A 14,029-nucleotide genomic window follows, 5' to 3' on the forward strand; every position below is an offset into this window, starting at 1 on the left:
GGTCTAATGCAGGTAATTCGGCCGTGATTGGTTCTTTAACTCATTGGAGTGTTTTGGTTTTGCACAATACTGCTTTTGCAGCAATTTCACGATAATCCTAACCAACATATTTGCAAAATGATGAGAAGCATAACTCTTTCCATTTTCTTTCTGGCCTTCCTTCTTCAAACAGCTGCCCTGCCGGTAATTTCTTCTGCCCAAAGCCTCACTCCAGAAGACATCGTCAAACTCGAAACGGTTTCTTCTGCCGAAATGAGCCGCGACGGCAGCCGTATCGCTTTTACGCTAAGCGTTCCGCGAACCGATGAGGATGCCATCGGCCGCAACTATTCAGAGCTCTATCTTATACCGGCATCCGGCGGCGACCCAATTCCCGTCATTGAAAAACCGAACAGCGCCGGCTCACCCGAATGGGGTGCGGACGGACGCCTCTACTTCACTACACGGCTGACAGAGCACCATGCCTCAACCCAGGTTTATTCGGTAAACCGGGCAGGTGATGATCTGCAGCGTCATACGGATTCAGAATATGGGGTGGGTGCATTCCAGTGGAGTGACGATGGAAGCCGACTGGCTTTCACGGTAACGGACCCTGTGTCTCAGGAGAGACAGGACGCCGTATCACGAGGGTTTGACATGATCGTAGCCGGAGAAAATCTGCGCTATACCCGTCTCTATGTTCAATCGGCGGACGGGTCTGCCCGTTCTGTATCACCCGGTGACCTTCATGTGGTCGGTTTCAGCTGGACGCCCGACGGATCCAGGATTGCACTTCGTGTGACCGACGAACCCGGTGCTGACAATGACCAGATGTATTCCAGCATTATTGAAATCAATCATGACGGCACCGGCATGCGAACACTCCTCGATGAGCCAAAGAAAAAGGCCGGCATGAGCTGGTCGCCCGACGGATCCAGGCTGGCGCTGCTTGCAGGACGATCCTACAGCGATCCGCTGCCGCAGCGGATCTGGGTAATCGACCGCGAAAGCGGTGCATCCAGGGATATCACACCGCCGAACTGGGAAGGCACCCCCGAATGGGTAGGGTGGATGGACAATTCAACCGTGATGTTCAGCGCAGTGGAGCGATCCTCTACCGTACTCTATACGCTTCGTACCGACCGTGAAACACCAACGCGAATATCGGGCGGCGGGGCAGAGATTTTCAGGAGTGTAAGCCCGGACCTGCGGAACCGCTCATTTGCGGCTTCAGTGAATACCGCAGAACACCCCGGTGAGGTGTACGTTGGAGACGTAAGAAGGGGAGAACTCCGGCGGCTGACCAACCATAACGAGTGGCTTTCGGATCGATCGATGGGAGAGCAGCAATCCATTACCTGGCCGGGTGCAGACGGGCTTGAAATCGAAGGTGTTCTTACCAAACCGACCGGGTACGAGGAAGGGGTGAGGTATCCGCTTCTCATTCTTCCACACGGCGGGCCGGAAGGCATCAGCCTGAACGGATGGACTACGCGTGCGCTCTACCCGGTTCAGCTACTTGCCGGCCGGGGCTACATGGTACTGGAACCAAACTATCGGGGCAGCGGCGGGCGCGGAACCGATTTTGCTTCTGCCAACCACCGCGATCTGGGCGGCAAGGAATTTGATGACGTTCTGCTCGGCATTGATCATCTTGGCGCCATGGGCATGATCGATCCGGATCGCGTGGGTATTTCAGGCACATCCTATGGAGGCTATTTTTCAGCCTGGGCAGCCACACGCTACAGCGACCGCTTTGCGGCGGGTATCACCTTTGCGGGCCTCTCCAACTGGATCTCTTTTACGGGAACCACCGATATTCCGCATGAAATGAGCGTGGTTCACTGGGATCTCTACTGGTTCGACAATCCGGGGCAGAACTGGGAACGCTCACCGGTAGCCTGGTTATTGCAATCCGATACGCCCATGCTGGTAGCTCACGGCCTGGCAGACGACCGCGTACATCCCGAGCAGTCAATTCAGCTGCATCAGTTTCTGAAAATGAGGGATATTCCGACCGGCCTGGTACTCTATCCGAGAGAACCGCACGGACTCACCGAACGTGCGCACCAGCTCGATTTTATGAACAGGGTGATTGACTGGTTTGATGGGTATGTGAAAACCCCGTGAGAATTTATCACCAGAAAGTGCTATTTGGAGGTTGCAATCACTATTTACGTTTATCCCGGACGTAAATGGCTTTCGACTGTCCGTCTCCGATTTTTCGCTCCTCCATATCAAACAGCTTGGTAGCTGAGATCAGCTCGCCCAGTTTGTTGTACCCGTAGTTCCTGGGATCAAATTCGGCGGAAGCTTTCGACATATAGCTTCCAACCGGGGCCAAGTGGGCCCACCCGCTCTCATCCGACGCAGCATCCACAGCATTGCGGATCAGGTTGATCAGCTTGGTATCCTGCTTCAGCTGATTTGTGGATTTCTTGCGTCTGGCAGTTGTTTTCTCATCCTTTTCATCCTCTACCTGCAGAACCTCCGTAAAGATGAACTTGTCGCAGGCGGCCACGAAAGGTTCAGGAGTCTTTTTCTCACCGAAACCATACACCACGAGCCCCGCTTCACGAATCCTGGCGGCCAGCTTGGTAAAGTCGCTGTCGCTTGATACCAGGCAAAAGCCATCGAACTTTCCGGTGTAGAGAAGATCCATGGCGTCAATAATCAGGGCGCTGTCGGTCGAATTCTTTCCGCGGGTATAGCCGAACTGCTGAATGGGCTGAATGGAGTGCTGAAGAAGGATCTCCTTCCAGCTTCGCAGCTGCGGCTGTGTCCAGTCGCCGTAGATACGTTTTGCATTTGCGGTTCCATATTTTGCGATTTCGGCCAGCAGTCCGTCAATAATGGCGGCCTGTGCATTATCAGCGTCTATTAATACCGCCAGTTTAGGAGTATTCTCCATGTTCGTCTTTAACATTCTTTTTTAGTTCGATTTGGCTCAATATACCATTGATCCTGCTTAATTCTGTAATTTGAGTCAAAGAAGTCTTTGTAGCCTGCTATGATACTTTCCAAAAAAAGAGTACATGAAAAGAACGGCTGAAGAGCTTGTTCCAAACCCGGACAGCAAGCCAGATTGAGTCCTGCAAAATGGCAGCCTCACCGCTTTTTTTAACGATGCCGGTTTTAAATATCAATCAAGTTGTGTAATATTTTTGGATTGTTGCATAAAGCAACTCAAATCATGTATTCTTACGCTGTGAAAATTTTTGGTGTAACATATCGATCGGTTTCAAAGCCGGCTGCATTCCTTCTTTTAGCGGCTCTGCTGATGCCCACATGTCTGCATGCTCATGAGCTTGCAGAATTCTGCTCTACCGACATGGCAGCACATCATTCAATGAATGATTCTGCTCAGGACAGCAGTCATAAAGGATCCGATAACAACCACCATGCACCCGCTCCGGATGAAGAACAGCACTGCGGTTCGCTCGCTTTTTGTGCTTGCTCCTCAGACGAAGCTCCGCGCATTGATGAAAACCTGCTGATCCCCTCAACTGTTTCTGCGGCCATGCTCCCGGCTGATCCGGATTTCCGGCTGCAACCTGTTACTCTTTCCAAAAACATTTCTCCGGCTCTAAGCGGCCCCATTAACGGGCATGCTCCGCCTCTCTGGCTTCTTTACGACACCTATTTGCTGTAGCTCATTCTGCATATTGGAAGGAGAATCCCGCTTAATGGCGAGGACAGACAGAGGAGTGAACTGCGAATCTGTATAGGTGTGTGTGATGATGGAGCGTTGATTCAGCGAGAAGCCTTTTTAAGGTGTTGAATCCCCGCGAACACACCCCTCGCTTATGAAAATCAGCTTCGCTTTTTTCAATTCGCTTTCCCCTCTCCAGAGGGGATATTAAAGCTCCTTTCCCAACCTGAAACACCCACTCAATACAAAACTTTTAAACTCTTTAAAGAGTCCTCCCCCTTTGCGCGCAGAGAGGGAGACAGCCCCATAGGGAACCCTATGGGAAGAGTGAGTCCCGAAATGACGAATAAACTTATACGCTTTTTTCTCGAGAACAAACTGATCGCCGTGCTGTTATTTCTGACGCTGGCAGGGTGGGGACTATCCACGGCTCCGTTCGACTGGGATATCGGATTCCTTCCCCGTAATCCGGTGCCGGTCGATGCCATACCCGATATTGGAGATAATCAGCAAATTGTATTCACGGAGTGGCCCGGACGTTCCCCGCAGGATATTGAGGATCAGATTACCTACCCGCTTACCACACAGCTATTGGGACTACCCGGCGTTAAAACCGTTCGGAGTAATTCCATGTTCGGCTTTTCATCCATCAATGTCATATTTGAAGATGATGCAGAGTTTTACTGGAGCAGAACCCGCATACTTGAGAAACTGAACTCCCTCCCCGGCGGCACATTGCCAGAGGGTGTACAGCCCACACTGGGGCCGGATGCAACCGCACTGGGGCAAATCTTCTGGTATACCCTTGAGGGGTACGATTCTGAAGGGAATCCCGCCGGGGGCTGGGACCCTCAGGAACTTCGGTCTGTGCAGGATTTTCAGGTAAAATATGCCCTTTCATCGGTTGAAGGTGTGGCTGAAGTGGCCAGCATCGGAGGGTATGTAAAGGAGTATCAGGTAGAGATCGACCCGGCTGCAATGCGTGAAGCGGACGTCACGGTGCTTCAAATTGCAGAGGCCGTACGAAAGAGCAATCTGGATGTGGGAGCCCGAACCATTGAGATGAACCGCGCAGAGTACCTCGTTCGGGGGCTCGGTTACATCGAGTCTCTGGAAGACCTGGAGGGGAGCGTTGTAGCCGTTAACGGCAACACTCCTATAAAGATCAGCGATGTAGCCCGCGTACAAATGGGTCCTGCACAACGCAGGGGTGCGCTCGACAAAGCCGGTGCTGAAGCTGTGGGCGGCGTTATCGTAGCGCGATATGGTGAGAACCCGCTTGAGGTGATCAATAATGTAAAAGCCGAAATCGAGAGGATTAAATCCGGACTCCCATCCAAAGAGTTGTCAGACGGGACAGTCTCACAAGTAACCATAGTACCGTTTTACGACCGTACAGGACTCATTTACGAAACTCTTGGCACCCTGGAGGAAGCCCTTACCCTGCAGATTCTGATCACCATCATCGTGATCATCGTCATGGTGATGCATCTTAGAACATCTATCGTGATCTCTGCACTGCTGCCTCTTGCCGTTCTGATGAGTTTTATCATGATGAAGTATTTCGGTGTGGATGCCAATGTGGTGGCTTTGGCCGGTATTGCAATATCCATCGGTACCGTTGTGGATATGGGCATTATACTCACTGAAAACATGCTCCGCCACATGGAGGAAAAAGACCGGGAAGAACCGCTTCTTGAGACCATCTATCGTGCAACAACAGAAGTAAGTCCCGCTGTGATCACAGCGCTGTTAACCACTATTGTCAGTTTCCTGCCCGTATTTATGCTGGAAGCGCAGGAAGGGCGACTATTCGGACCATTGGCCTGGACCAAAACATTTATCCTAATTGCTGCACTGGTGATCGTTATCACCCTGATCCCCGCATTCTCTCACCGGCTTTTTTCACTAACGATTGATAAAAGGCGCTGGAAGATCTTCTGGAACGGTGTGATGATTACCGGCGGATTGATAGTTGCACTCACCGTTTACGGCTGGGGCGGACTGATACTGATCGCACTTGGCACCAATAATCTTATCGGGATTTATCGTGAAGAGTACAGGCCGCTGTCACCGCGGGTCAATACCGGCATTATCCTTCTGGGGGTCGTCTGGCTTCTTGCCGGTCAGTGGCTGCCGCTCGGTCCTGAAAACCCGATCTCCCTCAGTATGATATTTATCATCTTGATAATCGGTGTGATTTTCGGCCTCCTGTGGCTCTTCATGAAATATTACGAGCAGATTCTTACCCGTGCCCTAAGGAAAAAAAGGGTGTTTTTGTTGCTTCCTGTTCTCATTCTGATCGTTGGCCTCATGGGATGGAGGGGGTTTGACACCACTTTTCGCTATGTGGCCGAAGGATTCGATACAATTGGGATCGAAATTGATGATACCTCAGCATGGACCGCATTGGAGCAACGTTTTCCCGGACTGGGTCAGGAGTTCATGCCCACACTGGATGAGGGTTCTTTCCTGCTGATGCCCACCACCATGCCTCATGCAGGGTTGGAGGAGTCACTGCAGATGATGCAGGAAATGGATATGCGAATCGCGTCTATTCCGGAAGTGGAAACCGTGACAGGAAAAGTCGGGCGGGTGGAATCGGCCCTCGACCCAGCGCCAATTTCCATGTTCGAAAATATTATCCAGTACAAAAGTGAGTACAAGACGGATGATCGTGGACGCCGGATTCGGTTTAAAACTGAAAACGGTGACTTTGTCCGGGATGAATGCGGTAACCTGATACCGGACCGTAACGGGCGATACTACCGCCAATGGCGCGATCAAATCAAATCGCCGGATGATATCTGGGCGGAAATTGTGACAGCTTCCGACATACCGGGAGTCACCTCTGCACCACAGCTTCAGCCGATTGAAACGCGCCTGATCATGCTGCAAACCGGTATGCGGGCCAATATGGGAATACGAATAAGCGGGCCAGGCCTTGATGTTATTGACGGGTTTGCCACAGACCTGGAACGCATCGTCAGGGAGGTGGATGGAGTCCGCCCTGCATCAGTCTTCGCAGAACGCATCGCAGGAAAACCCTATTTAGAGATTGACATCAACCGCGATGATATTGCGCGATATGGAATGACCATTGCCGACGTCCAGCAGGTCATCACTACAGCCATTGGAGGGCAGGCGCTTGGAATGACTGTCGAAGGGCGGGAACGTTATCCGATACGTGTCAGGTATGCACGGGAGTACCGCAATACACCGGAAATGATGAATCGGATACTTGTGCCCTCACCAAACGGCAGCCAGATTCCGCTGGGGCAGCTTGCCGATATACGGTTCGAAACCGGTCCGGTGACTATTCGGAGTGAAAACACATTTTTAAGCGCCTACGTCACGTTCGACAGCCAGACAGGATTATCATCTGTGGATGTTGTAAATCGAGTTCGCAGAGATCTGGATGAGCGAATCAGTGAGGGGTCCTTAGCCATTCCCGATGGAATCAGCTACACGTTCGAAGGTGAATTCAAAAATCAACAGAGAGCGGCCGACCGTTTATCCGTTGTCCTTCCGATTACGCTGATGATCATATTTTTGATCATCTGGTTCCAGTTCAGGTCAACTCCGGTTACACTCATTGTCTTTTCAGGAATAGTACTTGTGTGGGCCGGCGGATTTATACTGCTTTGGCTTTACGGGCAGGACTGGTTTTTCAATTTTTCGCTATTTGGAACTGAGCTGCGCGAATTTTTCCACATGGGCACCATCAACATGAGCGTAGCGGTATGGGTCGGTTTTTTGGCTCTTTTCGGTATCGCCGTGGATAACGGAGTGGTGATGGCAACCTATCTCAATCAGTTATTTGAGCGAAAAAACCCACAAAATCGCGAAAACATCTATGCCACAGCTGTAGAAGCGGGCATGCGCAGGGTTCGTCCCTGCCTCATGACTACGGGCACCACACTTCTGGCACTGCTACCCATACTTACATCTGCCGGAAAAGGATCTGAAATCATGATTCCCATGGCGATCCCCATTTTTGGAGGAATGCTGGTCCAGGTATTAAGCCTGCTGCTGGTTCCGCTGCTGTATGCGATGTGGAAGGAGTCTGGTTTACAAACTGTGAATAAATTGGAGGATGAGGTATGAATAGTGAAAAGGCAAAAGGCAAAAGGCAGAAGACCCCCTCTTCCGTAGGGATCCCTATTGAAAAAGGGGGGGAGAGTCCGGGTCTCCTCCTCAGAGTCAACAGCTTGCTGAGTGTTCAGCGCAGCAATCAGGGGTGTGTTGGCGGGATGATGTTTAACGATTCAATTTGTTCACAACACAAAACCCCGGCAATACATACCCCAATATCCCCTCTGCCCGGTGGGTCGGGACGTGAACGCAAGAGGAGACTCCTGGCGCCCGTCCTGATTCTTGTAATTGGCATGATAACGACATTCACTCAAGCTGCTTCCGCTCAATTCCAGGAAACATATCCCCAGCTCGAAGAGTATCTCCGGATTGCGGTTGACCAGAACCCGGAGCTGCGATCTCTTCGCTATCTCTATGAAGCCGAGAGAGAAAAAGCCCGGGAAACCGGTATTCTGCCCGATCCGGAGCTGAACATCCGGTACGATTTCAATCCGATGATGCCCGAATCTCAACTGGGCCGGTTTTCGCTGTCGGCAATGCAGATGTTTCCATGGATCGGGACGCTTGATGCCCGTAAGCAGGCTCAGATTCATACAGCGGAAGTACAGCGATCATTGATTGATAGCAGACAGCTGGAAATACTTCGGGATATTCGGATCACCTGGCTCGATATCGCGGAAGTGACACAGCACATGAGAATTGCAGATCAGACGCTTCAGCTTGTGGGAGACCTTGAGCAGCTGGTAGAGATCCGATACGAAACCGCCCGGACCAGCCAGGCTGATATTCTTCGTATTCAGATGGAGAAGCAGAGAATTCAAAACAGAATCAGGAACCTCGAAGACAGGCTTGCGCCCCTGTTGGCCTCATTTAATGAACTCCTGAACAGGGAGAGAGATGAAGAGGTGAATACGTCCGAACCGCAGCAGCTGCCAGGCCCTGCTTATCCGGCTGAAGAGATCGCGGGACTGGCAAGGGATCAAAATCCGGTTTTTGAAACGCTGCGCCTGCGTGAGTCTGCACTTGAACAACAGGAACGGGCCGCCGTGCTCAGCGGGCGGCCGTCCGTTGGGCTGGGTCTTGAGGTTATGGGTCGTGATTTTGGCCCGATGTCCATGAATCCAAACGCCACCGAGAGTTTTATCGGAATGGCTACAATCAGGCTGCCGATTTATCGCGCCAAAACAAGTTCACAGAAGCAGCAAATATCAAGCATGCTGCAATCCGTTGAGATGCAGCGACAGCAAACTGAAAACAGAATTTCGTCTGAACTGGAACAGGCCCTTGAAACTTTGCGGTCTTCGAACAGGTCCATTGAGCTTTTAAATGTAGAATTGATTCCGCGTGCACGTCAGGTGCTCGATATTCTCAGTGAAGAGTACACGGCCGGCAATACCGCTTTTGATGAACTGCTTCAAATTCAGCGCGAACTGCTCGACCTCGAATTTGAACGGGTTGAAGCGATTGTGAATCAGAATAAGGCCATGGCAAGAATAGAGCGATTGATTGGAGGGAGTTCCCTCTTGAGAGGGGACAGATGATGAAGAGTCCAGCAAAATCATCAGGGGTGTGTTTATGTCAGGAGACCGAATCCTGATTGCAGACACCTCCTATAACCAACCACCCCCAACCCCTCCTTGGAAAGGAGGGGAGAGCCGAAATGAAATTTAATAAACAAACCAATACCAGAATGAACATCACAAAAAGCCAATATCTCACATACGCATCTGTATTGATAGCGGGCGTCATCCTCGGCTGGCTCTTTTTTGGGGGGTCAGAAACCACTCAAAACGGACATGACGACCACAGCCACGAACAGGTTGTCAATGAATCGGGTGAACAGGTCTGGACCTGCTCCATGCATCCATCCGTTCGGGAGGATGGCCCAGGCTCCTGCCCGATATGCGGAATGGATCTGATTCCCGTCTCAACCGATGAACGTGTGGACGACTACAGCATGGTGATGACCGAAGCTTCCATCCAGCTGGCCAATATTCAGACAGCGCCCGCCGTGCGCAGACAACCGGTTCGCGAGATTTACCTGCCGGGCCGGGTTGAAGTTGATGAACGGCGTGTCAGTTACGTTACCGCTCACTTTGAAGGACGCATCCGTGATGTGAAAATTGACTTTACCGGGGCGCCCATTCGCAAAGGCGATGTAATGGCCACCATCTACTCACCGGAGCTTGTGAGTGCACAACGGGAGCTGCTGCAGGCTGTAGAAACCCGCGAGCGCAATCCTGAACTCTACAACGCTGCTGTACGGAAATTCAGCCTCTGGGAGTTTACCGATGAACAGATTCAGGCTATCATAGACCGCGGGACTGTCCAAACCTATATGGAAATCCTTTCGCCTGTTAACGGTTTTGTGATGAAACGCAACGTGGTGGATGAGCAGCACGTGATGGAAGGAACCGTTATCTATGAGGTAGCCAATCTGGATCAATTATGGGTTACCCTGGATGCCTATGAGCAGGACCTACCCTGGATTTCAGAGGGTGACGACGTGCTGTTTCAGACCCGCTCAAACCCGGATCAGAATTACAGTGCGTCGATTGATTTTATTGATCCGGCTTTTAATAATGAGAAACGCACCATTCGGCTGAGAGCCGACGTGGAAAACGGGAACCACTCTCTAAAACCGAATATGCTGGTGCACGGAACCGTTCACGCGAAAATGGATGGTGAAAAGATCCTTGTGCCCGCTTCCGCCGTGTTATGGACCGGGCCCAGATCAATTGTTTATGTAAAAGATGCATCCGCAGAAATTCCGCGGTTTGAAGCCCGTGAAGTGGACCTGGGCGTAAGGGCGGGAGATCACTATATCATCGAAAACGGAATTGATGAGGGTGAAGACGTAGTCTTCAACGGTACTTTCCGTATCGACAGTGAATTTCAGCTGGCCGACCGATTCAGCATGATGAACCGCACCCCGGGTTCGGGAGCCGCTCAGGCCGGGCATCAGCATGGCGGAATGGATATGGCACGAAACGGAATCGACGATGCAGATCAGATTAATTATCAGAATGAAGCAGCCTCCGTTCCCGCTGCCGAACAGTTCAACGATGTTCCCAACGACTTTCGTGAGCTATTTACCAAAGCTGTTTCGTATTACATTGAAGGAAAGGATGCGCTGTTGGAGTCCGACCTGAGCTCTGCTCAATCCGCTTACGAAAGCTTCATTTCCAGCCTGGAAGAAATTGGTGTTCATGGGCTTTCGGGCGACGGACATGTAGCCTGGATGGAGAGCTATGAGGCTCTGGTGACCCATGCCTCGGGCATGCTCTCGGCTGATGATCGGGAAGCCAGGGCAAACTCTTTCAGGAGTCTCTCAGAAGAGCTGATCCGCGCGGTGAAGATGTTTGGCATAGATGGAGTGGTGTATCATCAGTACTGTCCCATGGCTTTTGGCAATGAGGGCGCAAGCTGGCTAAGCAGCAATCAGCAGATTCAAAATCCATATTTCCCGGAGACCATGCCGCGATGCGGTGAGGTGATTGAGAGAATTGAATAAAAATCCCCTCTTCAATCTGCATGGCTGATACGGATTAAAAAGAAACTCTGATCCGAAGCATATTGTTAAACCTATAGGAGGCAATAATTTTTATAAAAATAAAGAAAGGTACACATTATGCCATTATTAGATAGAAGCGATTTAAAATACGATTACATATGGTCAACGGAACCGGCTAAAAAGCCGCGATCCAGTGCAACCACAGAAAATGTGTCCAGACCAGAGGTATTAAGATCTGATGAAGGAGATAAGGTGCTTACGTTTCTAAACGGGTATGCAGAAAGCCGCGATATTTCGGATAAAGAAGAAGCACGCAATCTGGAGCCTCTTCTTCAGGACAAGCTTAAAGAGGAGGGAGAAATGACTGAACCGGATGCGGAAAAGTGGTTGGATAAGCAGCGGGCACAGTAAGAGCCCCTTAAAAATCACTTTATTTGTCTTTTTTTCGAGTGCAGTGCGTAATGGCACGGGGTATATCTTATGACTTAAGGTCACCGGCAGAAATAAGCATCAGGGGATTTGTGTTAAACTATTTCTGATGTCATTGTGAATGATAAATAAAGCGTTGCGGCAGAAGGCAGCGCAAACCAAACTATTGAACTGTAAACACACCTGAATGAAAGACGATCCTGAAGAACACTCACACAGCCAAAATGATCATTCAGCTGAAGGTGATCATAACCACAACAGCGATCACGATCACAATGGCCACTCCCACCGCGAACACCACAAGCAGATGGTGCAGGATTTTAAATGGAGATTCTGGTGGGTGCTTGGCCTGACCCTTCCCATTTTGGCGCTCTCCCCGATGATTCAGCAGTTTATGGGTGTCGATTGGCGATTCACGGGTGATGAGTGGATTCTTGCGGGCCTTTCCACCATCGTTTTCTTCTTTGGCGGATGGCCGTTTCTCACCGGTCTGGTGGATGAACTGAGGGAGAAACAGCCCGGCATGATGACACTCATCGGACTCGCCATTTCAATCGCTTATTTTTACAGTACGGCCGTTGTGTTCGGATTTGAGGGCGACCTGCTCTATTGGGAGCTTTCCACGCTGGTTGCGATTATGCTGCTGGGCCATTGGGTAGAGATGCGATCTGTTCTGAGTGCCTCGGCTGCCCTGGAAGAACTTGCTGAACTTTTACCGGGCGAGGCTCATCGCGTAAAGGAGGACGGTTCAACCGAAGATATTCCGGTGGATGAACTCCATAAGAGCGATAAGGTGCTTATTAAACCGGGTGAGAAAATTCCCGCAGACGGAAAGGTGGTAAAAGGCGAGTCGAGCGTAAACGAAGCGATGCTCACCGGTGAATCCAAGCCTGTAAATAAAGCTGAGGGAGATGAGGTGATCGGCGGATCTGTAAATGAAAAAGGCTCGCTCACAATCGAAATCACCAAGACGGGTGATGATTCCTTTCTATCACAGGTCATGAATCTGGTGGAGGAAGCCCAGCAAAGCAAATCACGTACGCAGGATCTCGCCAACCGCGCAGCGTTCTGGCTCACAATTATCGCCATTACCGCCGGCCTGATCACGTTTTTTTCATGGATCTCTTTTACGGGACAAGAGTTCGGTTTTGCCATGAACAGGACCGTAGCCGTGATGGTGATCACCTGCCCGCACGCATTGGGCCTCGCGATACCGCTTGTTGTATCCATGTCAACCAGCATCGCTGCAACCAACGGGTTCCTGATCCGCGATCGCGCTGCATTTGAACAGGCACGAAACCTGGATGCCGTCATCTTCGATAAAACGGGTACTCTTACCCAAGGCACTTTCACGGTTACGGACATCATGAGTTTCGGGGATGAATTTTCGGAAGAAGAAATTCTGAAATATGCCGCATCCCTGGAGAAAAATTCAGAGCACCCTCTGGCAAGGGGGATCCTTGAAAAAGCCGATGAAACATTTGAAGTGGATGAGTTTGATTCCATCACCGGCAAAGGTATTCAGGGCAAAGTAAACGGGAAATCCGTGAAAGTGGTCAGCCCCGGGTACATCCGCGAGAATAACATGGAGTATCCGGAAGACGATGTGGACGAAATCTCATCCCAGGGTAAAACCGTTGTATTTGTGGTTGTTGAAAACAACCTTGCCGGAGCCATTGCACTGGGTGATGAGATCCGGGAGTCATCAAGGAATGCCATTAAAGCGCTGCATGAAATGGACATTGAGTGCATCATGCTAACGGGCGATAATCAACAAACAGCCGATTTTGTAGCCAGTGAACTGGGCATCGATCAGGTTTTTGCCGAAGTGCTGCCCGATGAAAAAGCAGACAAGGTGAAAGAGGTGCAGAACCAGGGGAAACTTGTCGCGATGACAGGTGATGGGGTGAATGACGCCCCGGCGCTGGCCCAGTCCGATGTGGGAATCGCTATCGGTGCCGGTTCGGATGTAGCCGTGGAGACGGGAGATATTGTGCTGGTCAGAGACAACCCCGAAGATGTTACTGCATTGGTTAAACTTTCCAAATCCACCTACAGCAAAATGGTGCAGAACCTGTTCTGGGCTACCGGTTACAACGTGGTGGCCATCCCGCTGGCCGCAGGAGCCCTCTTCGCGTGGGGAATTGTGTTAAGCCCTGCCGTGGGTGCCATCCTGATGTCGCTGAGTACGGTGATCGTGGCGGTGAATGCGCGGTTTTTGAAGATGGATGCCTGATTACTGCACGCATGGGTCCGGACCGTGGACCGTGGACCGTGGACCGTGGACCGTGGACCGTGGACCGTGGACCGTGGACCGTGGACCGTTAAAAAATGAACTAATTTTTCTCACGCACCAAAGT

8 protein-coding genes are annotated in these 14,029 nt (G+C 51.0%); 7 read left to right on the top strand and 1 reads right to left on the bottom strand.

The window, feature by feature from the left end; genetic code table 11:
- The first annotated feature begins 117 nt into the window (after positions 1-117).
- Positions 118-2,109: a S9 family peptidase gene (locus DDZ15_RS11810; RefSeq protein WP_109647308.1), complete on the top strand. Its 1,992-nt coding sequence runs from the start codon at positions 118-120 to the stop codon at positions 2,107-2,109.
- A gap of 40 nt (positions 2,110-2,149) precedes the next feature.
- Here the strand turns inward: DDZ15_RS11810 and DDZ15_RS11815 are convergent, their stop codons facing one another.
- Positions 2,150-2,905, bottom strand: coding sequence for an NYN domain-containing protein (locus DDZ15_RS11815; RefSeq protein ID WP_199222957.1), 756 nt, complete (start codon positions 2,903-2,905; stop codon positions 2,150-2,152).
- A 267-nt stretch (positions 2,906-3,172) separates the two neighbouring features.
- Between DDZ15_RS11815 and DDZ15_RS11820 the strand changes: the two genes are divergently transcribed.
- From DDZ15_RS11820 to DDZ15_RS11845, 6 genes are all read left to right on the top strand, one after another.
- A complete protein-coding gene (locus DDZ15_RS11820; protein WP_109647310.1) occupies positions 3,173-3,631 on the top strand; it encodes a hypothetical protein in 459 nt (152 codons plus the stop codon).
- Positions 3,632-3,970: 339 nt separating this feature from the next.
- Entirely contained in the window at positions 3,971-7,738 is a 3,768-nt protein-coding gene (locus DDZ15_RS11825; RefSeq protein WP_109647311.1) for an efflux RND transporter permease subunit, read from the top strand.
- Positions 7,739-8,019: 281 nt separating this feature from the next.
- Entirely contained in the window at positions 8,020-9,267 is a 1,248-nt protein-coding gene (locus DDZ15_RS11830; protein WP_158278700.1) for a TolC family protein, read from the top strand.
- Positions 9,268-9,416: 149 nt separating this feature from the next.
- Positions 9,417-11,240, top strand: coding sequence for an efflux RND transporter periplasmic adaptor subunit (locus DDZ15_RS11835; RefSeq protein WP_158278701.1), 1,824 nt, complete (start codon positions 9,417-9,419; stop codon positions 11,238-11,240).
- Between the two features lie 117 nt (positions 11,241-11,357).
- Positions 11,358-11,651 (top strand): hypothetical protein, encoded by a 294-nt coding sequence (locus DDZ15_RS11840; RefSeq protein WP_109647314.1) that lies wholly within the window; start codon positions 11,358-11,360, stop codon positions 11,649-11,651.
- A 205-nt stretch (positions 11,652-11,856) separates the two neighbouring features.
- A complete protein-coding gene (locus tag DDZ15_RS11845) occupies positions 11,857-13,905 on the top strand; it encodes a copper-translocating P-type ATPase (protein WP_109647315.1) in 2,049 nt (682 codons plus the stop codon).
- Positions 13,906-14,029: the final 124 nt, after the last annotated feature.

It is taken from the genome of Rhodohalobacter mucosus, from assembly GCF_003150675.1.
GTDB classification, from domain to species: Bacteria; Bacteroidota; Rhodothermia; order Balneolales; family Balneolaceae; genus Rhodohalobacter; species Rhodohalobacter mucosus.

Bases quoted from the DNA above. Each gene is read 5' to 3' on its own strand.
- DDZ15_RS11830 (WP_158278700.1), top strand. From the start codon at position 8,020: ATGATAACGACATTCACTCAAGCTGCTTCCGCTCAATTCCAGGAAACA.
- DDZ15_RS11845 (WP_109647315.1), top strand. From the start codon at position 11,857: ATGAAAGACGATCCTGAAGAACACTCACACAGCCAAAATGATCATTCA.
- DDZ15_RS11825 (WP_109647311.1), top strand. From the start codon at position 3,971: ATGACGAATAAACTTATACGCTTTTTTCTCGAGAACAAACTGATCGCC.
- DDZ15_RS11840 (WP_109647314.1), top strand. From the start codon at position 11,358: ATGCCATTATTAGATAGAAGCGATTTAAAATACGATTACATATGGTCA.
- DDZ15_RS11820 (WP_109647310.1), top strand. From the start codon at position 3,173: ATGTATTCTTACGCTGTGAAAATTTTTGGTGTAACATATCGATCGGTT.
- DDZ15_RS11835 (WP_158278701.1), top strand. From the start codon at position 9,417: ATGAACATCACAAAAAGCCAATATCTCACATACGCATCTGTATTGATA.
- DDZ15_RS11810 (WP_109647308.1), top strand. From the start codon at position 118: ATGATGAGAAGCATAACTCTTTCCATTTTCTTTCTGGCCTTCCTTCTT.
- DDZ15_RS11815 (WP_199222957.1), bottom strand. From the start codon at position 2,905: ATGTTAAAGACGAACATGGAGAATACTCCTAAACTGGCGGTATTAATA.